The sequence below is a fragment of the Vibrio hippocampi genome, assembly GCF_921292975.1.
GTDB lineage: Bacteria > Pseudomonadota > Gammaproteobacteria > Enterobacterales > Vibrionaceae > Vibrio > Vibrio hippocampi.
Genome location: NZ_CAKLCM010000002.1, coordinates 2,144,839 through 2,166,034, shown reverse-complemented (window position 1 = coordinate 2,166,034; position 21,196 = coordinate 2,144,839). Strand labels below are relative to the sequence as shown.

General features: G+C 45.7%; 16 protein-coding genes. 6 read left to right on the top strand and 10 right to left on the bottom strand.

Annotation, left to right across the window (positions count from 1 at the left end; genetic code table 11):
* Nucleotides 1–70: 70 nt before the first annotated feature.
* Entirely contained in the window at nucleotides 71–1,012 is a 942-nt protein-coding gene (gene rpoS / locus L9Q39_RS12040) for an RNA polymerase sigma factor RpoS (RefSeq protein ID WP_237485279.1), read from the top strand.
* Between the two features lie 158 nt (nucleotides 1,013–1,170).
* Here rpoS and L9Q39_RS12035 read toward each other — a convergent pair whose 3' ends face one another.
* From L9Q39_RS12035 to L9Q39_RS12025, 3 genes are all read right to left on the bottom strand, one after another.
* Entirely contained in the window at nucleotides 1,171–1,782 is a 612-nt protein-coding gene (locus L9Q39_RS12035) for a TIGR04211 family SH3 domain-containing protein (protein ID WP_237485278.1), read from the bottom strand.
* A gap of 149 nt (nucleotides 1,783–1,931) precedes the next feature.
* Complete coding sequence (locus tag L9Q39_RS12030; RefSeq protein ID WP_237485277.1) at nucleotides 1,932–3,194, bottom strand: inorganic phosphate transporter; 1,263 nt, start codon at nucleotides 3,192–3,194, stop codon at nucleotides 1,932–1,934.
* A gap of 129 nt (nucleotides 3,195–3,323) precedes the next feature.
* Nucleotides 3,324–4,004: a TIGR00153 family protein gene (locus L9Q39_RS12025; protein WP_237485276.1), complete on the bottom strand. Its 681-nt coding sequence runs from the start codon at nucleotides 4,002–4,004 to the stop codon at nucleotides 3,324–3,326.
* 215 nt (nucleotides 4,005–4,219) lie between these two features.
* Between L9Q39_RS12025 and L9Q39_RS12020 the strand changes: the two genes are divergently transcribed.
* Entirely contained in the window at nucleotides 4,220–5,743 is a 1,524-nt protein-coding gene (locus L9Q39_RS12020; RefSeq protein WP_237485275.1) for a CYTH and CHAD domain-containing protein, read from the top strand.
* Nucleotides 5,744–6,157: 414 nt separating this feature from the next.
* Nucleotides 6,158–7,414: a methyl-accepting chemotaxis protein gene (locus L9Q39_RS12015; protein ID WP_237485274.1), complete on the top strand. Its 1,257-nt coding sequence runs from the start codon at nucleotides 6,158–6,160 to the stop codon at nucleotides 7,412–7,414.
* Nucleotides 7,415–7,502: 88 nt separating this feature from the next.
* On the opposite strand, the gene panC is transcribed toward L9Q39_RS12015, so the two are convergent.
* From panC to sfsA, 7 genes are all read right to left on the bottom strand, one after another.
* Nucleotides 7,503–8,396 (bottom strand): pantoate--beta-alanine ligase, encoded by an 894-nt coding sequence (gene panC, locus L9Q39_RS12010; protein WP_237485273.1) that lies wholly within the window; start codon nucleotides 8,394–8,396, stop codon nucleotides 7,503–7,505.
* Nucleotides 8,397–8,404: 8 nt separating this feature from the next.
* Nucleotides 8,405–9,199 carry a 3-methyl-2-oxobutanoate hydroxymethyltransferase gene (gene panB / locus L9Q39_RS12005; RefSeq protein ID WP_237485272.1) on the bottom strand — a complete coding sequence of 265 codons (795 nt, stop codon included), beginning with the start codon at nucleotides 9,197–9,199 and terminating at the stop codon, nucleotides 8,405–8,407.
* Between the two features lie 25 nt (nucleotides 9,200–9,224).
* On the bottom strand, nucleotides 9,225–9,710 hold the full coding sequence (gene folK, locus L9Q39_RS12000) for a 2-amino-4-hydroxy-6-hydroxymethyldihydropteridine diphosphokinase (protein ID WP_237485271.1): 486 nt from the start codon (nucleotides 9,708–9,710) through the stop codon (nucleotides 9,225–9,227).
* Complete coding sequence (pcnB, locus tag L9Q39_RS11995; RefSeq protein ID WP_237485270.1) at nucleotides 9,710–11,074, bottom strand: polynucleotide adenylyltransferase PcnB; 1,365 nt, start codon at nucleotides 11,072–11,074, stop codon at nucleotides 9,710–9,712. Before pcnB ends, folK begins: the two co-directional genes overlap by 1 nt.
* Before the next feature lie 87 nt (nucleotides 11,075–11,161).
* Nucleotides 11,162–12,049: a tRNA glutamyl-Q(34) synthetase GluQRS gene (gene gluQRS, locus L9Q39_RS11990; protein WP_237485269.1), complete on the bottom strand. Its 888-nt coding sequence runs from the start codon at nucleotides 12,047–12,049 to the stop codon at nucleotides 11,162–11,164.
* A 129-nt stretch (nucleotides 12,050–12,178) separates the two neighbouring features.
* Nucleotides 12,179–12,625, bottom strand: coding sequence for an RNA polymerase-binding protein DksA (gene dksA / locus L9Q39_RS11985; RefSeq protein ID WP_237485268.1), 447 nt, complete (start codon nucleotides 12,623–12,625; stop codon nucleotides 12,179–12,181).
* 128 nt (nucleotides 12,626–12,753) lie between these two features.
* On the bottom strand, nucleotides 12,754–13,470 hold the full coding sequence (sfsA, locus tag L9Q39_RS11980) for a DNA/RNA nuclease SfsA (RefSeq protein WP_237485267.1): 717 nt from the start codon (nucleotides 13,468–13,470) through the stop codon (nucleotides 12,754–12,756).
* A 55-nt stretch (nucleotides 13,471–13,525) separates the two neighbouring features.
* On the opposite strand from sfsA, the gene hrpB reads away from it, so the two are divergent.
* The 3 genes from hrpB to L9Q39_RS11965 all read left to right on the top strand — a co-directional run bounded on the left by hrpB (nucleotide 13,526) and on the right by L9Q39_RS11965 (nucleotide 20,944).
* Nucleotides 13,526–16,036 carry an ATP-dependent helicase HrpB gene (gene hrpB, locus L9Q39_RS11975; protein ID WP_237485266.1) on the top strand — a complete coding sequence of 837 codons (2,511 nt, stop codon included), beginning with the start codon at nucleotides 13,526–13,528 and terminating at the stop codon, nucleotides 16,034–16,036.
* Nucleotides 16,036–18,432, top strand: coding sequence for a penicillin-binding protein 1B (gene mrcB, locus L9Q39_RS11970; protein WP_237485573.1), 2,397 nt, complete (start codon nucleotides 16,036–16,038; stop codon nucleotides 18,430–18,432). Before hrpB ends, mrcB begins: the two co-directional genes overlap by 1 nt.
* 196 nt (nucleotides 18,433–18,628) lie before the next feature.
* A complete protein-coding gene (locus L9Q39_RS11965) occupies nucleotides 18,629–20,944 on the top strand; it encodes a patatin-like phospholipase family protein (protein ID WP_237485265.1) in 2,316 nt (771 codons plus the stop codon).
* Nucleotides 20,945–21,196: the final 252 nt, after the last annotated feature.

The window sequence follows — 21,196 nt, the reverse complement described above, 5'->3', positions numbered from 1 at the left end:
AATGAGAAGAAGCTAGTCATGACGTCAAGTGACGTTTAATCGTCATACTAGCTCGCCAGGGGGAGGCGCTATGAGTATCAGTAATGCAGTATCCAAAGATGAAAATTTTTCCAACAATGAAACGATTACCGAAACCGAAGACAAGGAACTGTACGATGCATCGGCGAAAAGCTTAGATGCAACACAACTTTATCTCGGTGAGATCGGTTTCTCGCCACTACTCACCGCCGAAGAAGAAGTTCTCTACGCTCGACGCGCCCTGAAAGGGGACGAGGCCGCTCGTAAGAGAATGATAGAAAGTAACCTTCGATTGGTGGTGAAGATCTCAAGACGTTATAGCAACCGTGGATTAGCACTACTGGATCTGATCGAAGAGGGTAACCTTGGTTTGATCCGCGCAGTAGAAAAATTCGATCCAGAGCGTGGCTTTAGGTTTTCAACTTATGCGACTTGGTGGATCCGCCAAACCATCGAACGAGCTTTGATGAATCAAACGCGTACCATTCGTTTGCCCATTCATGTCGTGAAAGAGCTGAATATCTACCTTAGAACCGCGAGAGAGTTATCTCAAAAGTTGGATCACGAACCGACCGCTGAAGAGATTGCGCAGCAACTTGATAAGCCAGTTGGGGATGTATCCAAGATGCTTCGTCTTAATGAGCGCATTAGTTCAGTGGACACGCCAATTGGCGGGGATGGTGAGAAAGCGTTGTTGGATATTATTCCAGATTCGACCCACTCCGATCCTGAAGTATCAACCCAAGACGATGACATTAAGAGTTCATTGATTCATTGGCTTGATGAGCTGAATCCAAAACAGAAAGAGGTACTTGCACGCCGCTTTGGATTGCTAGGCTATGAACCATCAACGCTAGAAGAAGTGGGGAGAGAGATCAGTCTGACTCGTGAACGCGTTCGACAAATTCAAGTGGAAGGTTTGCGCCGCTTAAGAGATATCTTGGTTAAGCAGGGCTTAAATATGGAGTCTCTATTTAATTTTAATGATGATTAATTATTCGTCATTGTTGGTATTTAAATACCATTAAATAAAAAAACCGCCTTGGCGGTTTTTTTTATTAGCGATAACATTCATTATATCGCGACACATTGTTTCTCGACATAATTTAGTTTCGCGACATAACTGCTTGTTTGGAATTAACTCGTTTTGTGTTAATTCCAGCCACTAGGACTCTTTTTGCGGCGTGGAATTAAGTGCGGAAGCAGTAGACCAAAAATTAGCCCCGCTCCAGCAACACCACCGCCATACATAAAGTAGCGTAATAGAAGGTCTTCTTTTTGAGTGTCCAACTTCGCTCTTAGTTCGCGAACTTCGCTTTGTGAACTATTGAGCTGATTGCTGATATCCGAATAGTTTTGCTCGAGTTCAGCAATTTGTGAATTTCTAGCATCAAGGGAAGTCAATAAGCCGCTTTTCTCGCTATCAGCGCTCTGTTGAGCATTGGCTAGCAGAGACTTAACCTCAGAAAGCTCTTTCTCAAGCTTAGGTAATCGAACCGCCATGCTTTCTTGGCGGGTTACAAATTTGGATTCTACCCAACCTTTACGACCACGAGCATCTTCAATTTGTGAAAAGCCATTCTCTTTGTTGGATGCAATAAGCTGAACTTTATCGCCTGCATTGATGCTGCCAATAATGCGGAATTGATTGCTTGGGCCAGAATGAATATAGGTGTAAAGCTTGTCAGCGATATAGTATTCCTGTGCAAATGCCATTGGCGTTGCAACAAGGGAGACTAAGATCATGCAGAGCAGTTTTTTCACGGTATGTCTCTTAAGTTCGAATTAGTGGGAAAAGCAAATAATATGAAGTTTCTTCGTCGGGTGCAACAAAGAAGGGAGGCAATGCCCCCCTTCTTTTCGATTTGCGTTAATTATGACGTCGTGTTCACAATATATTGACTTTAGTTAGTTTAGCCGCCAAAGACAGCTTGCATTGCGTAGTAGAACACCACAGCCAGTAGAGCACCGGCAGGCAGTGTAACGACCCAAGATGCCACAATGTTACGCACGACACTTAAGTTCAGAGCGGCAATACCACGAGCAAAACCAACACCTAATACCGCACCAACAAGGGTTTGAGTAGTCGAAATAGGTAAGCCAGTACCTGAAGCTAGTACCACTGTACATGCGGTCGCAAGCTGTGCAGCGAAGCCACGGCTAGGAGTTAGCTCGGTAATACCAGTGCCAACAGTCGCCATTACTTTATGACCCATGGTCGCCAGACCAACAACGATACCAAAACCGCCAAGAGGTAGAATCCACCAAGCGATAGAAGCTTTAGACGAGATCTCACCAGCGTGTTCAATCGTGCTAACCACGGCAGACAGAGGACCAATCGCGTTGGCTACATCGTTAGAACCGTGAGCAAATGCCATGGCGCAAGCCGTAATAACCATCAGTACGCTAAAGATACCTTCAACACCGTTAAAGCCATGCTCTTCTTTACGGTTAGCAAATTTACGCTGGATATAGAGATAACCACCCACCATAACAAGCGCTGATACACCCGCAGACCATACCCACGCCTCAACGTTGCTTAGGTGTAAACCAACGTGTTTAAGACCTTTCTTAATGGTAACGAGTGCGATAACCATCGTAGTAAGGAACATGTACACAGGCACAAAACGTTTGGCGTTAAATAATGGCTTTTCGGTATCGAAGATCAGGCGTTGTGCACTGATAAAGATCACGTAGGCGAATAGACCGGAGATAACGGGTGTGATGACCCAACTACCAACAATGCCTTTTACTGAACCCCAGTCAACCGCTTCTGTGCCGACAGAGACACAGGCGAAGCCAATGATGGCACCGATGATTGAGTGGGTGGTAGAAACAGGCCAGCCCATAAAAGACGCTAACAGTAGCCACGTCCCTGCCGCAAGCAGAGATGACATCATACCGAACACAAGAACATCAGGTTGATGTGCAAATAGAGAAGTCTCAATCACCCCTTTACGGATCGTGTCTGTGACTTCACCACCGGCTAAGTAAGCCCCCGCGAACTCGAAGATCATCGCGATAATGATGGCTTGTTTTACTGTTAGAGCTTTAGAGCCAACAGAAGTACCCATTGCATTGGCAACATCATTCGCACCAATACCGATAGCCATAAGGAAACCGAATACTGCTGCCGTGATAATTAGGATAGTGCCGTATTGTGCAAGAATATCCATTGTAATACCTAGTTGTTTTTCTGAACAAGCGGAGCAACACCCTACGCGAAGACGATCGCCGTCTACAACTGTAGTCGGTAATCCCTCTTTGTAAGTTTTTACTCTTTGTTACATTGTGAATGTAGTGATTTATGAACGAGACAGCATTAATTCAAGTCGCGCACCAACACGCTGAGCTTGATCGGCAATGCCACCAATCCATTCAAGAATTTTATACAAGAACATGATATCGATAGGATTGTAATCCGCTTCGATTTTCAGCAGTTGCTGACGAAGTTGGATCTGCATCGCATCGGTGTCATCTTCAATGGTATCTAGTTGATGAATCATCTCAGCAACCAACGTCACTTCACGACCTTTGAAGCCTGTTTCAAGCAACTCATCTAGCTCATTAATGACTTTTTGAGCTTGATTTGCAGCATCAAGACAGCGACTAACATAGGCAATAAAGTTAGTTTGCATTGGTTGTGGGATAATCAGCTGGCGTCCGTAAACACGGCCAGCGATATCTTTGGCAAGGTTTGCAAGCTTATCTTGCTGCGTCAGTAGCTCCAACATGTCGCTACGGTCAACAGGCAAAAACAGCCCACGCGGAAGTTTAAGGCGAATTTCACGCTTTAAAACGTCCGCTTCTTTCTCTAGGTGAGAGATCTGCGCACGAATTTCGTCCGCCTTCTCCCAATCACCTTGGAAACTGGTTTCAAAAAAGTTCACCAAGTGTGAGCAACACTCTGTTACGCACACAACGTGTCTTTGCAAAGGTTTGATTGGGGACTTTGCAAACAACCCCATAATTGTATTTACTGGCATGGTCATTCAACCTAAAGCTATAACCTAATAATTAACATTCACCCTATAAGCATAGGTCATGGTGAAATGTTGAGCGATGGCTATAAAGACGCGCATGTTAACCGAATCAAACACTGATTTAAACTGTTTTAGATCATGATTTCGGTGATATTTGTGACTTGCCGGATTAAACAATTGCTCATATCCTGTGAGAAGTGTCCTTTAAAGGTAAAACTATGGAAACCGAGATAGAACTGAAGTTTTTTGTTTCTCCTGAATTTTCAGAGATTTTGCGACAAAAAATCTTAGAGACGAAAGTCCTTCAGCACAGTTGTCGTGAGTTAGGAAACACTTACTTCGATACCCCAGACAATTGGCTTAGGCAACACGACATTGGTCTGCGTATTCGCCGTTTTGATGATGTGTTTGTACAGACCATAAAAACGGCAGGTCGGGTCGTCGCTGGATTGCATCAGCGTCCAGAATTTAATGCCGAACATTCATGCAACGAGCCACTTCTTACTCTCCACCCGGCAGAAATTTATCCTGAAGGGCGTTCTATAGAGATTTTGCAGCAGCAGCTTATCCCGCTTTTTTCTACCGATTTCACCCGTGAGCAGTGGTTGATTGGCATGCCTGATGGCAGTCAAATCGAGGTCGCTTTTGATCAAGGTTCGGTCTCTTCTGGGGATCTTTCTGATCCTATCTGCGAAGTCGAGTTAGAGTTAAAATCTGGGCAAACCGATGCCTTGTTTACGTTAGCTCGTACCTTAAGTGAGTATGGTGGCATTCGCCTGGGTAATCTTAGCAAGGCCGCGCGAGGTTATCGGTTAGCCGGAGGTTATACCGGTAGCCCAATCAAGCCGTTGTCATTGGTAGATACCCACGCGGATGATAGCGTAGAGGCTTGTTTGATCAACTCTCTAGAGCATGCGTTAGAGCATTGGCATTATCATGAGCAGATCTATATCGAGAGTGACTCGTCACTGCTTGCGCTGCATGAGATAAGCCACGCTATCAGTTTTATTCGTCAAACGTTGACCGTCTATGGTGGCATCGTTCCTCGTCGAGCGAGTGCTATCTTGCGCCAAGAGCTTAAGTGGCTAGAAGAAGAATTGGACTGGCTAAAGAGTTATGACTATCTGAAAGGTCTGTTAGAAGATAAGGGGCATGTGCTGCGTAAACTCGACGCACGCAAGTTCTTGGTATCCGAACTTACCGAGATCACGCAAGATCTTCCATCTAGAGAAGATATGCTAAAACTTATCCTTTCATCTCGCTACACTGGGTTACTTTTGGATCTGAGTCGCTGGATCCTATCCCGAGGCTGGCAGCCTTTCCTTGATGAAAAAGCACAGCAGAGAATGTCACGCCCGATCAAGCCTTTTTCGGCTAAGCAACTTGAGCGAACTTGGCTTGAGCTCTTAGCGGCGTTTCCGCCAGAAAAAGAGATCTCTCGACAAGAGTATGTTGATCAACAATATCGACTGACGCGTAATCTGTATACCGGAGTGAGTTTTGCAAGTCTGTATAGTGCCGATGAGCGAAACAGTTTTAGGCTCCCTTGGACAGATTTGTTGCAAGGTATTGATGATTTGTTGATGTTAGAGCAATTGGAATCATTGGTACCTAAGCTCGAAGGTGAGCAGCAAGATCAACTGGTTAGATGGTTGACTCGCCAAGAAAATTCGATATTACATGCCATGGAACAGACACGACAGATCAGTATTGAAGTTCAATCCTATTGGAACCAAGATTAACAATCCCTCCTTCTTAACGGGAGGCTTATGTCTCCCGTTGCTCCTATCGAATACAGCAAAAATCACCGCATTGCTTCTAGTCTTTTGGTCCCTGTGTGGGCTAGGTCACTACTTGTGAAAATTTGCCACTCCCACCTCTTCAGTTAATCAATGGTTGGTCGATATAAAAGTATCTGTCAGATTGCTGGATGAGTGGTGTTGTATTGTTATCACTAATTACATGAATAATGACAGAATTAGTGACCGAATACTCAATGAGTTAGGTTCGGTTCTGATAAAATAAACCCTTAAAGCGGTATCCCACTGTCATCCTTGTATTCTGCGAATCACTTTTTTTGACAGGTAAGATGCGATTGAGTTGTAGTAAAAGTGACGGCTAAGCCCTAGCTTAATAATAAAAATGGAGAATGGATAATGGCAACATTGGTGTTTAAACCTTGGCAAAAGGTTATCTCAGATGTTCGATTGGTGCCAAAGTTATTGATTTTAACCGTAGTGAGTGCAGTGCTACTTATCTGTAAGCAGCTTTGGGATGCCAGTACTTTCCATGATGCCTTACTGGCGGCAACTCAAAATGCACAGGTAGCGCAGCAGCATTATGATGCTTATCTTATGCATATGCTGTGGCAGACGGTGATTATGATTGGCATCGCTGTGTTTGTTTTTGTCTTCGCGGCAAAAGTGATGGCAATGCAAACCAATTATCTTAGCGATTCGATTAAGCGTATGGCTGGCAAAGATTTGACGGTTCCAGTGGTTATGGAGTCAAAAGATGAGTTTGGTGAGGTTGCCAAAGAGCTGGAAACGACACGAAGCCAACTGCAAGAAATCATTAAAACTCAGGTGACAATGTCTCAAGAGTTGATTGCGTTAACAGAAGCCATGACCATGAGCATGTCAGAGACCAAACAGTCGTCAATGGAAGAGTTCCAAGAGATTGATATGTTGGCGACCGCAATGAGCGAAATGACATCAACAGTGCAAACTGTGGCTGATCATGCAAGGAGTGCATCTGAATTAACCGAGCAAGCTTCGGGTCAGGCGCAAACTGGTCAACGCTTTGTTCAAGGCACTGTAACTAAGATGAGTGAATTGTCTACTGACATCTCAGCGTCAGCTCAAGCGGTTAATCAAGTTGAAGAGCGCGTAGAATCGATTGGTAGCGTTGTTGGCACCATCCAAGGTATCTCAGAGCAAACCAACCTTCTAGCACTTAACGCAGCGATTGAAGCGGCACGTGCTGGTGAAGCAGGTCGCGGTTTTGCGGTAGTTGCGGATGAGGTTCGTAACCTAGCGCAAAGAACGCAGCAAGCGACGGTTGAGATCCAAGATATGATTACCCAACTACAAAACAGCGCAAACTCAGCCGTCGGTCTGATGGAGAAGAGTGTTGTTGAGGCAGCGGAAGGGGTTGAATTGGTCACCAACGCAGGCACAGAGCTAGACGGCATTGTAAACCAAGTGAACCAAATCAATGATATGAACTTCCAGATTGCGACGGCTGCGGGTCAGCAGAGCAGCGTTGCGGAAGAAATGAACCAGAATCTAACCAATGTCAGAAAACTGGTAGAAGCGTCAGTGACTGTGATTACTGAACTGCTTGCAACATCAGAATCTATGCAGCGCAGTGCGCAAGATTTGGATGGCAAGCTGAATTCATACAAAGTATAACCGGCTTAGCAATCACAAAAAAACGCAGCTCAAGGGCTGCGTTTTTTTATCTCTCGACTTCCTTTTGGTATCGGGAAATCGACATGACCTAAGCTGGGGTCGTTGACTCAGAGTTTGTCTCGTTTGACGCTGGCACTAAATCCAGCACTTGGTTATCAATCAATCTTGCTTTACCTAGGTAAGCCGACATTAGGATAACCGCTTGCGACGTATCAGCGCTCACAGGCAGTAGGGTTTTGGCATCGCGAACAAAAATCTCATCAGGGACTAAGCCAGCGGCACGAAGTTGGTCACTGGCATCTTCAATAACAGAATCGAAGTCATTGCGTCCACCTCGAATCGCACTGCTGATCCAACGCATGGTTTTTGCGAGAACAGGGGCACGTTGGCGCTCATCCATCGTCAGATAACCATTGCGAGAACTCATGGCTAAGCCATCCATTTCACGGATTGTCGGTACACCAACGATCTCGATGTTCATCGCTAGGTCTGCCACCATTTGACGAATAACCGCTAACTGTTGGAAATCTTTTTCACCAAAGCAGGCGACGTCTGGCTGCACAATATTGAACAGTTTAGTGACAATGGTTGCTACGCCTCGAAAGTGCCCCGGTCTGGATGTGCCTTCAAGCATGTGTGAGATCCCAGGCACTTCAACAAACGTTTGGCTCTCAAGACCTTGTGGGTACATGATTTCTGGCGTTGGTGTAAATACTAACTCTACGTTCTCAGAAGCCAATTTATTGAGGTCATCTTCTAAAGTACGTGGGTAGTTATTGAGGTCATCTGCACGGTCAAACTGCATTGGGTTAACAAAAATGCTTACCACGACCATATCAGCGTGCTCACGAGCCTTGCGAACCAAGGTTAGGTGACCGTCATGTAGATTACCCATAGTCGGTACAAACGCGATACGTTTCTGTTCACGCTTTGCTTGGACAAGCTGTTGTCTTAACTCGGTAATATCAGCAAAAGTTTGCATGATTCCCCCTAGGCAATCGTATGAGCTTCATCTGGGAAAGCGCCGCTTTCCACATCCGAGATATATTTAGTAACGGCTTGGCGCATGTCACCGGTCTCAGCCAAGAAGTTTTTAGAAAACTTAGGCATGTAATTGGCAGAGATACCAAACATGTCATGCATGACTAGAATCTGACCATCGGTCACATTCCCCGCACCAATGCCAATAACCGGGACATCAAGTACCTCAGTAATACGTTTAGCCAACTCTTGAGGAACACATTCTAATAGGACAATCTGCGCTCCTGCGTCTTGTAGAGCAAGGGCATCACGAACCATTTGATCCGCTTGTTTCTGATCGCGACCTTGAACCTTGTAACCACCAAAAATGTTAACGCTTTGTGGCGTGAGTCCAAGGTGAGCACACACAGGAACGGCACGTTCAGTCAGGGTTTTGATGGTATCAACCAACCATTCACCACCCTCAATTTTTACCATGTTAGCGCCGGCACGCATCAGCTTAGCGGCGTTTTCACAAGCTTGTTCTGGGGTGGCATAACTCATAAACGGCATATCTGCCATTAATAAGCAATTTGGGCTACCTGCACGCACACTGCGTGTGTGGTAAGCAATCTCTTCTACAGTCACTGGCAGCGTGTCGTTTTGACCTTGAAGCACCATACCTAATGAGTCGCCAACCAGTAAAACAGGCATCTCTTGACTCTCAAATAGACCAGCAAAACTCGCATCATAAGCGGTTGAAGATGCAAATTTACGACCTTCTTGTTTGCATTTCATTAGGTCGTTAATGGTGATTTTTTTCATTTTATTTCCTTACTAGGGGGTTTGGTCAGTCTGACCAAACAGTCAGCCCGTTACGATCGACCTGTGAAATGAGGTCTTCGAGCTTAGTCCCATCAGGGAGTTGTAAATTTGGTGCGATGTCCAACAGCGGATAGAGAACAAACTCTCTCTGCTTCATTCCATAATGGGGAATGGTCAGGCGCTCGGAATCTAACACCTCATTGCCGAAAAGAATAATGTCGAGATCTAAGGTTCTAGGTCCCCAACGTTCATCTTTACGGACACGCCCTTGCTCTAACTCGATAGCTTGGGTGCAATCAAGGAGTTCAAGTGGCGTTAATTCTGTCGTAATTTCGACCACCGCGTTGATATAATCCGGTTGATCGCTCGGTCCCATAGGCTGACTACTGTAGAGGGAAGATTGGGCAGTCAGCTGACTTTTCGGCAGCATTTTGAGCGCATCAATGGCTGCTTTAGCTTGAGCTACGGGATCCGATAGGTTGCTGCCAATGGCAATAAAACAGCTTGTCATTATTTATTGCCTTTTGCGGCTTTACTTTTTGCAGGTCGCTTGCGACGGTAGTTCGATTTGGAGCCAGAACCCGCTCCACCAAGATCGTTCACCATCGCTTGACGCATATTGCGCCCCGCGGTTTGGAAAGTTCCCCACCACTTAGCTAATTCCTCGATCTCTTTGCCTTCTATTTGGGCGCGCATCTCTAGGAAGTCAAAACCCGCTCTAAACTTGTTTAGCTCCATCAAACGGTAAGCGCGTTTGCCAGTACGACGAGGCAGACGAAATTGAAGTTGCCATATCTCGCGAATGGTTGCGGTATGGCGTCTAGGAATCGCTGTCGACTTGATTTGCTGTTCAATGATGATATTACTCGCTTCCATCATTGCGTCGTAGTCAGAGAGTCCCACGGAGTCCATAAGCTGTTTAGTGAGTCCCATCATTGGGTACCAAAGCAGAGCCGCAAACATAAACGCAGGGTTGACGCGTTTGCCTTCATCAATGCGTATATCGGTTGCATCCAGAACCAGATCCAACATCTGCTCAGTGTGCGAATCATATTCCGAGGTGAAATAGGGCGCAATCACAGGGAACAACTGTTGGAATAGATTGTACTCACGCAGTAGATGGTAGGTTTCTAAACCATGACCCGCTTGCAGCAATTTAAGTGACTCTTCATAAAGACGAGCGGCTGGAATATCGACCAGCAAGGGCGCAAGATGTTCAATCGGTTCGCCGGTCTCTTCTTCAATGTCGAAGTCGAGTTTTGCCGCAAAACGTATGGCTCTGAGCATACGCACGGGATCTTCGCGGTAACGTGTTTCAGGATCGCCAATCAGACGGATAAGACGCTCTTCTAGATCTTCCACACCACCCGCGTAGTCATGCACCGCGTAATCTGAGATGTTGTAATACATCGCATTGATAGTGAAATCTCGACGTTCAGCATCTTCGTCAATAGAGCCGTAGACATTATCACGCAATAACATGCCGTCTTTGCTCTGTTGTGAAATGTTCTTTTCCGCTTCCTGATGGTGACCACGGAACGTCGCCACCTCGATGATATCGCGACCGAACATAATATGAGCCAGACGGAAGCGTCGACCAATCAGGCGACAGTTGCGAAAGAGCTTTTTGATCTGCTCTGGTGTTGCATTGGTTGCGATGTCGAAATCTTTTGGCTGCTGTTTTAGCAGTAGGTCGCGAACCCCACCGCCAACAAGATACGCGTCATAACCAGCGCCGTTCAATCGATATAGGACCTTTAAAGCGTTGTCGCTTATCTGTTTGCGAGAAATAGTATGCTCATCGCGAGTATGGATCTGCAAAGAGATATCCTCATATGATTGATGGATTATTTGATGATTTTCGTTTTTATTCATAATGTTAACGCAATTTTACTTGTCGATTAGGTGCAATTCAGTGAACCGTTTCGTGCATGTCGTATGAATTTTGCCGCTAATAATAGCCTAGAGCGCACCATTTGAGAATGGTGGCTTGATTTTGAGCGTTTTTGGCAGTTGGGATAAATGCCAATTTTTGACGCCCCAGTCGAGTATATTATCCATACTTTCGTTGCATAGAGATGGATCGATAGTAAAACCTAAGAAACGCATCGCTTCCAGCAATGTCTTTTTTGGGTTCTCTGTATCAATCGCTTTTGCATGGTTCTGTTTAGACAGTTTGTTGCCATTGTCGTCGAGCGCAAGTGGCAGATGCACATAGCTTATCGGTGTTTTATCCAATGTTTTATACAGGCTAATTTGACGTCCAGTTGGCTCAATCAAATCGGCACCTCGAACCACCTCGGTGACGCCTTGGTAGATATCGTCCAGTACCACCGCTAAGTTATACGCGAATAAACCATCACGACGTTTAATAATGAAGTCTTCATGGGCTAAATCACGATTGATAGCAAACGTTCCATAGGCTTCATCATCGAAAGATTCGACCGGATGATTCATGACCAAGCGAATCGCACACTCTTGAGCGTTAGTCAGATGTTTGTCTCGACATACCCCTTGATAAAATCCACCTGAAGCTTTGATTTGCTTACGGGTACATTGACACAAATAGGCTTGATTATGGTTCAGCCATTGATCAAGTTGCTGCTGATAAGCATCCAAACGATCACTTTGATACAGCACATCCTCATCCCAATACAGATGATAAGCTTCGAGTGTATTTAAAATGAGTTTATCCGCACCGGGCATTTCTCTGGGAGGATCGATATCCTCAATTCGAACTAGCCACTTACCTTGATTCGCTTTGGCTTGAAAGTAACTTCCAAGTGCTGCAATCAGGGAGCCAAAGTGGAGTGGACCGGATGGGGAAGGTGCGAAGCGACCTATGTACATATTGCTGTTGCGCCTTTGCCTATATTGCCTTTGCCTATATTGCCTATATTGCCTATATTGCCTATGCCTATATTGCTCAATAAGGCTGTTGATCAAAAAAGGGAGCCTTAGCTCCCTTTTCGGTTTCGGTTAGCCTTGCATCTGTCTTTCTTTAATTTCTGCGAGTGTTTTGCAGTCGATGCATAGGTCAGCCGTCGGTCTAGCTTCTAGGCGACGAATACCGATCTCGATACCGCAAGATTCACAAAAGCCGAAATCGTCTTCTTCGATCTTGTTCAGTGTCTTTTCAATCTTCTTGATTAGACGACGTTCACGATCACGGTTACGCAGTTCCAAGCTGAACTCTTCTTCTTGCGAAGCGCGGTCAACGGGATCTGGGAAGTTCGCCGCTTCATCTTGCATATGGTGTACAGTGCGATCAACTTCTTCTCTCAGTTGATTGCGCCAAGCACCTAAGATCAATTTGAAATGGTCTAACTGGGCTTGAGACATATACTCTTCGCCCGCTTTTTCTTGATAAGGCTCAACGCCTGCAATGGCTAGGATGCCTAGCGCTTTTTTCTTTGATTCTGGCATGCAGCATCTCCTACTTACACCTAGTCAACTGTGCGAACAGTTAATTTTGAGGCGGGTATCTATAGCAAAAAGAAAACACTGTGGCAATTGAAGTTTGTTAAAGTTGTTATCAATGTGAGATTTAGTCACTATTGATTGAAATCGATTCGAGACAACAGCGATATTTCATCTTTGGTGAAATTCGCCTTATAACAAATTACTTCTACCCCTGCTTCCCTTGCCTGTTCAAGTAATTGTGAATATCGTGCATCTATATGGTGTGCCGCTGAGACTTTTTCAATCCCTGAATGTAAAACAGCGAAAAATAATACTGCACGGTTACCAGATGTTACCATTTCGGTAAGCTCTCGTAGATGTTTTTGTCCCCTAACTGTGGTCGTGTCAGGAAAAAATCCCTGTCCATCACCTTGGTCAGAATCCAGCAGTGTGACACTTTTTACTTCTATATAGCAATCGCTGTTATCACTATCTTGTAGTAAAACATCGATACGGCTGTTCTCACTGCCGTATTTCACTTCCGTTCGCAATTGCTGATAACCGACGAGTTCTGGAATGCGATTCTGTTTTATTGCTTCGACAACCAACGTATTGGCTCGAGCGGTATTTACACAAATGGAATGCCCCGCTTCGGTTTGGGTCAGTTCCCAACTGTGTGGGTATTTTCTTTTTGGGTTGTCAGAAGTGGAGTAATAAACTCGAGAACCAGGCGTTGCGCAGCCGGTCATCGCACCGGTATTGGCGCAATGTATAGTGAATGTTTCACCGTCATCGGTAATGACATCAGCAAGAAAGCGTTTATAGCGTTTAATGAGCTTTGCGTATTTAAGTGGCGGATCAAACTGCATTTGTTGAGCATTTTTATTAGAATGAGTAGCTTCATTACAACACAAGGTCATTCCGTTGTCACAACTTCCCATCCAACAAGTACTTGCTGAGCTTTTTTCTGCGATAGAAGTGAGTAATCAGGTGATCCTTAAGGCCGCTACAGGGGCGGGTAAATCCACCTATTTCCCTTTGCAACTGCTGCTTGAGCGCCATATTGACGGTAAGATCATTATGTTGGAGCCAAGACGAGTGGCAGCGAAAAGTATCGCTAGTTATTTGGCGCAGTGTCTTGATGAGCCAGTAGGGCAAAGAGTGGGCTACCGAATTCGTGGTGACAACCGAGTCAGCAACGCGACCCAACTTGAAATCGTCACTGAAGGGGTTTTGACTCGAATGCTGCAGACTGACCCTGAGCTTGAAGGGGTTGGCGCCATTCTATTTGATGAGTTTCACGAGCGAAGTTTGCATGCCGATACTGCTTTGGCATTTACCTTAGAAATTCAAGAAGCCCTGCGAGATGACCTAAAAATTGTAGTTATGTCAGCCACACTTGAAGCCGATGACTTGCTGGCTATCTTGCCACAAGCGAGGTTTATCGAGTCTCAAGGACGCAGTTATCCGGTAGAGGTGCAATATCAACCTTTAGGCGCCAATGAGCATTTACCGCAAGCCATGTCAAAGCAAATACAGCGGTTGCTTCAACAACAGCAAGGCTCTTTACTTGCTTTCCTTCCTGGTGTCGGCGCAATAAAACGTATTGCGGAATTGCTTCGTGAGGCAAACATTGAGGCGGAAATTTGCCCCCTTTATGGACAGCTCGATCTTTCTAGCCAGCAAAAAGCGCTGCGACCTGCACCGACGGGTCAGCGTAAGGTGGTGCTGGCAACCAATATCGCTGAAACCTCACTCACTATTGAGGGAGTGCGTATGGTGGTCGATTCGGGATTGGAGAATCTTGCGACTTTTGATATTCGCTCAGGGATCACGAAATTAGAGCCAGCCAGAATCGCTCAATCATCAGCGATACAGCGAGCAGGTCGTGCCGGGCGTTTAGAGCCGGGGATCTGTGTTCGCCTTTATAGTGAATCTCAATTCCAATCTCAGTCTAAGCAGAGTGAACCAGAGATAGTGCGTAGCGACTTAACTCAGCTGCAATTGGAATTGATCAAATGGGGATGCAGTGATGTGAATCAACTGCATTGGATTGATGTTCCCAATGCTGCCAGCCTAGAGCGAGCGCAGCAGTTACTTACCCAACTGCAACTCATCGACAATCGTACTCAATTGACCACGCTTGGTACTCAAGCGTATGGATTAGGGGTCGATGCACGTTGGGCGAGCATTCTTTTACAGTGTCAGCTTTTACAACGTCAACTTTCACAAAGCCAACGGTCACAGTGTCAACAGCAAGGTGGGCAGCCACTTTCTACAGCGATTGCGCTGTGTGTGTTAATGGAAGAGCCAGAACGTTCCGTGATTGATTTGTCCCTTTCTCTGCATCGTTGGCAGGTGAAAACCCACCCAAGACATCAGATGTTGTCGAAACGAGCCAAAGCCTTAGCGGAGCGACTACAGCACACATTTCAACTGCAACAAGTGGATGAAAGCTTGTTGGGAATGATTGCCGCTTTAGGCTACCCCGATCGAATCGCGAATCAGCGTCATAAAGAGTCGGGTCAGTACTTACTCTCAAGTGGTCACGGTGCGTCTTTAAACATTGAAGATAAACTCTCTGAACAACGCTATTTAGTGGCGCTAAACCTGATGCGAACCAGCGTGGGTAGCAGCCAGATATTTCAGGCGCTCCCCCTCGATATTGAGCAACTTTTAACAAGCTACCCTCAGCTTTTTGTTTCGCAAGATATTGTTGAATGGGATGATAGCAAAGGTAAGTTTGTGGCTTACCATCGATGCCAGCTCGGTCGCATTACCGTACATCAAAAGAGTGTTCCGGTGCCCGAAGATGCGGATGTTGAACGTGCCTTAGTGGATTATGTTAGGCGAAAAGGTTTGGCGATCTTAAATTGGACAGCAGAGTCTAAGGCGTTTGTGGAGCGTGTCGAGTGTGCGAGACAATGGTTGCCCGAATATGGTTGGTCGTCTTTGTCTGATCAGGCTTTGCTGGACGATCTCGAGCAATGGTTAGCGCCGTATATGAGCCAAACTAAGAGCGTGAAGCAACTTCAGCAGATTCGGTTACTGGAAGCATTGCAAGCTCGATTGGGATGGGAATTGCAAACTCGACTCGATGAATGGTTACCGACACATATTCAGGTTGCCTCAGGGAACCGTCACAAGATTCGCTATCAATTTGGACAACCCCCTATGTTGTCGGTGAAGCTACAAGAAATGTTTGGAGAAAAAAGCTCGCCTATGATCGCACAGGGTCAGCAAGCCGTTGTGCTTGAACTGTTATCGCCAGCGCAACGACCATTGCAAATTACTCAAGACCTAGCTGCGTTTTGGCAAGGTGCTTATAAAGAGGTGCAAAAAGAGATGAAAGGTCGTTATCCCAAACACCCGTGGCCAGATGATCCCGTGAATCATCAAGCGACCAGTAAAACCAAAAGACAATTAAAATCATGATGAACAAAATAAAGCGAGCGGCAAGCAGTAAAAAACCGACTCCGCCAAAAGCGAAAACCAAGACTTCGTCTCGAAGCACGAGCGCAAAGCGACGTTCAAGCAACAAATCAGCGTCACCTAAGCGCACCAATAAAGCTAAGCCCTCTTGGTTAAAGCGTCTGTTTTCTATCGGTTGGAAGTTGACTCTCGTTTGCTTGGTGGCATTGGCTGCGGTCGGTTTTTATCTCGACCAATTGATCAAACAGCGCTTTGAAGGCGCGCTGTTTGAGTTGCCAACTGTGGTGTATGCAAGATCACTTAACTTGTCGATTGGAGACGCCATTTCGTTAAAAGAAGTGCGCAATGAACTGGATACCCTGAATTACCGAAAAGTGACTCAGCCGAGATACCCTGGGGAATATGCGGCTTCTTCAACTAAGATCGAGTTGATCCGCCGTCCATTTGAGTTTGCTGATGGGCCTGAGCCGGATCGCCATGTGATGCTCTATTTTGCCGACAGCAGTTTGACAAGAATCCAGTCTCTGGAGCAATCGGGTGATCTGGGCTATTTGCAGATCGAGCCGAAGATGCTGGGTATGTTGGAGAAAAAGCAGGATGAGCAACGACTGTTTTTGCGTCGAGAGCAGTTTCCAGAGTTAATGATTGATGCTTTGCTGGCGACAGAAGATCGCAATTTCTATCAACACGATGGGGTTTCCCCGACGGCGATTGCCCGTGCATTCTTTGCCAATATTCGCGCAGGAAGAACGGTTCAAGGCGGCAGTACGTTAACTCAGCAGCTAGTCAAAAACCTATTCCTGTCGAGTGAGCGAACCTTGTGGCGTAAGCTAAGAGAGGTGTATATCGCCTTGATCCTCGATTATCGCTACAGCAAAGATCAAATCTTAGAAGCCTACCTAAATGAAGTCTATTTGGGGCAGAGTGCGGGTGAAGCCATTCATGGCTTTGGCTTAGCGTCGCGCTACTATTTTGGACAACCGATCCAAGAGCTGCGCATTGATCAGTTAGCTTTGCTGGTGGGCATGGTTAAAGGTCCCTCTTACTACAATCCTATTCGTCATCCAGAGCGAGCGCAGAAACGACGTGACTTGGTCTTAAAGCTGATGATGGATCAAGGCATGCTTACCGGTGAGCAATTTAATGCGTTAGCCAGTCGCTCTCTTGATCTACAAAAAGCACCGCAGGTAGCCAGTCGTCAGCCAGCTTATTTCCAACAGCTCAAATTAGAGTTGCAGCAGAAGCTCGATGGAAAATTGCCAAAGGGTGAAGGTATCAAGGTGTTTACTTCTCTGGATCCCGTGTCACAAACCATGTTGGAAAAAGCGATACAAAAACGTTTACCACAGTTAGAAAAACAGGTGGGCAAAGGGCTTGAGGCGGCCGCCGTCGCCGTTGATCGCAATAGTGGCGAGATCCGAGCCATGGTTGGAGGCAAGCGTGCCAATTACAGCGGATTTAACCGAGCGTTGAATGCCCGACGCCCTATTGGTTCTTTGGTTAAACCTGCTGTCTATTTGACCGCGTTAGAAAAACCAGAGCAATATCAGCTGACTTCGACCTTGGATGACTCGCCTCTGACGCTAAAAGGTAGCCAAGGCAATCTGTGGAAGCCACGCAACTATGATCGAAAATTTAGAGGTCCTGTGCCTTTGTATCGCTCTTTGGCTCAGTCACTGAATGTTCCCACAGTTCGTCTAGGGATGGCATTAGGAATAGACAATGTAGCGAGCAATTTAGTGCAACTTGGTGTTGATCCCAAAGAGATCAACCCAGTCCCTTCGATGTTTTTAGGTTCAACATCATTGACTCCCTTTGAGGTGGCTCAGATGTACCAGACCATTGCTAATTCGGGACGACAGGCGCAACTCTCTGCATTACGCTCGGTTGTAACGGTAGAAGGCGAAGTCGTGTATCGCTCATTGCCTAAATCAACTCCCAAGGTTCCGCAGCAAGCGGCTTGGTTAACGATGTTTGCAATGAAAAAAGGTGTCTCTGAAGGGACGGGACGTTATCTAAATAGCCAATTTCCTCAAGCGATGCTTGCAGGGAAAACGGGAACCAGTAACGATACAAGAGACAGTTGGTTTGTTGGTGTCGATGGGCGAGAAGTGACGACAATTTGGATTGGTCGAGATGATAACAAAGCCATGAAGCTGACGGGTTCAAGCGGTGCATTGCGGGTCTATTCTGATTATCTCCATCATCGTATCCCACAGCAATTGGTCCTGCCTTGGCCGAAAAATATCACCATGCTTGGTTATACCGCGAACGCGCAAGGAGAGTGGACTATCGACTGCGGCAGTCAAACTCAGTTCCCAGTTTGGGATCCACAAGGAAAAATTAAACAACAGTGTGAAAATTCAAAGCCTTGGCTACGAGAACTTTTCAGTTGGTGATCTATCCTTGTATATAGCCAATTCTGCTCAAGCAGCTAGGTTTAGTGAGAATGCTTTGGTAGGCAATAACAAGGTTAGAGAAGGATAGCCTTAACGGAATAGTTGTGTGAATATGATGCGTCTTGAGCTTATTAAGCGATAGATGGATAATGTAACTGACTGATATTCTTTGTTAAGCGCGAGGTTAAGGATAGATATGATACGCTTTACTAATTGGGTAATCGCTGCTTTATGTATTTCGAGTGGCTTTGCTGTCAATGCCGAACAAATTCAAACGTCAGCAAAACATCAGACTGATAAGCAAAGACCCACAATAGGAGTGGTATTAGCGGGTGGTGGTGCGAAAGGTGCGGCTCATATTGGTGTTTTAAAAGCGCTCGAAGAGATGCAGATACCCGTTGATATCCTCACAGGAACCAGCATGGGCGCCTATGTCGGTGGTTTGTATGCGACGGGCATGAGTGCTGATGAAATTGAAAGTTTTATCTATACCGTTAACTGGAATGACGGCTATGTGGATCGCGTCGATCGTAGCCAAAGAAAAATCCGTGACAAAGAAAACGAAGACCGCTACCAAATCCGCACCGACCTCGGGCTTCATCTGACCTCGGTTGAAGCACCAAAAGGTGTCGTTCAGGGACAAAATATGCTGCGCATTCTGCGCCAAACCACGGGCAATCTGCCAGCATTTGATTCTTTCGACCACCTTGCCATTCCTTATCGTTCCGTCGCAACCGATATTCTTAAGCTTGAGCCAGTGGTGATCGACAAAGGTCACTTAGTTGACGCTATGATGGCGAGTATGTCGGTACCCGGTGCATTGCCACCTTATGAACTCAATGGTGATTTGTTAGTTGATGGTGGTGTCACCAATAACATGCCAGTTGAGTTAGCCAAGGCGATGGGTGCAGATATTATTATCGCGGTTGATATCAGTAGCGACTATAAGACGCGTGAAGACTTCAATAGTGTGTTTACTGTGGGTGAGCAATTGTCGAACTACTTAGTACGACGCAGCACTGAAGATCAGATGCAATCACTTAGCGATCAAGATATCTATTTGCATCCGGGGGTTGGGCAGATCTCAACCACGGATTTTCCACGTATGCCAGAAGCTTATGAGCTTGGGTATGACTTTGCGGTCAATAACGCCGATCAATTATCTCACCTGTCGGTTAATGCCGCGCAATACCAAGCCTATATCGACCATAAACAAGCGTTTCGCAGAACGTTGCAATACGGTGATGAAACCAAAGTTGATAAGATCGTCATCAATAACCAGAGCCATTATAGCGATGAGTTAATCAAAGAGCGCCTCGGGTTAACGCCAAATCAGGTGTTTAAAACCAAAGAAATAGAACAGAAAGTCGCAGAGCTTTATGCCCTAGATCGCTTTGAGTTGATTACTTATCAGTATGAGAATAAAGACGATGAGACCACACTCAACGTCAATATCGAGGAAAAGTCTTGGGGCCCGAACTATATGGACTTTCGATTCTTTCTTGAAGAAGATTTTGATACCAACAGTTTCTATGCCCTTGGTGTGACGACTAACTTTACTGATTTGAACGATCGAGGAGGGGAGTTACGCCTTAATGTGGAATTCGGTACTGACAAGCGGGTTGAGGCTGAGTTTTATTCCCCTTTCTTTCTTCACCAAGACCTGTTTTCTTTATTGGGCGTTACCTATACCAATGAAAAACGCAACGTGTTGTGTGAGTTGGATAGTGTAAAACAGTCATGCACCACGCCAGCACTTGAAGGTGGGAGTGACTACATTCCCATTTCTTACCAGAGATGGGAAGCAGAAGCCGCAGTGGGTTACCAGATTAGGCTTTGGCAGACGTTTCAAGTCGGAGCAAGGTTTAGTAAAGGTGAGTCGTTTATCACTTCGCTACCGTCAACGGGGGTGTTCGACTTTGAACGCAAAGGGGTATTTGTGAATTATAAAATTGATACCTTGGATAACTTCACGTTGCCGACCAAAGGTTGGTACTTAAATGCGGAATATCTACTATCAAAAGACACGGCGACAGACAGTATCACCAACGAATATGATTTATCTGACAACGCCAATGAGATCACTTTAGAGACGATATACGCCCATACCTTTGGACGTAATACCTTAGTTGCGTCATTAGATTATGGTATTATCGACACCGAAAACGACACTCTGCCAGTCAACCCAAGGGAATTGGGCGGCTTTTTAAATATGTCAGGGGTACCGAGAAGCAGTCTGGTAGCGCAAAATGTGGCGTATTCAAACCTAGTCTATCGTTACCGATGGTTTGACAACGATTTTGGTATGTTTAAATCACCAGTCTATCTTGGTGCTTCAGTAGAGTATGGTGGCGTATGGGATGGTGATGATAAATTACCAGGCTCAGAGCTATTTTGGGCCGGTTCACTATTTGCAGGAATAGATTCACCAATTGGTCCAATCATGTTGTCTTATGGTCGTGTAGAAACTGGATTGGATTCGGTCTACTTGATTATCGGCGCAACCTATTAAGCGTTTTTGTTCATTGTTTTTGCTTCTCTAGCCATTGATGCTAGAGGGCTTGTGTCGATAGTAAAAATCATCATTAGCAGACGATTTTGCATTAAATTTGACCACTTTTCGACAAAGTTGCAATGTTGGTCAATATGATGAGATTTTAATTTTTGGTTAAATTTGCTATCGTTCACGCCACAGTTTGGCCTATCTGGTGCTGCAGATTCTGTTCATGAAGATAATGGATAGCTAGGAAAGGCCAAGATTCCA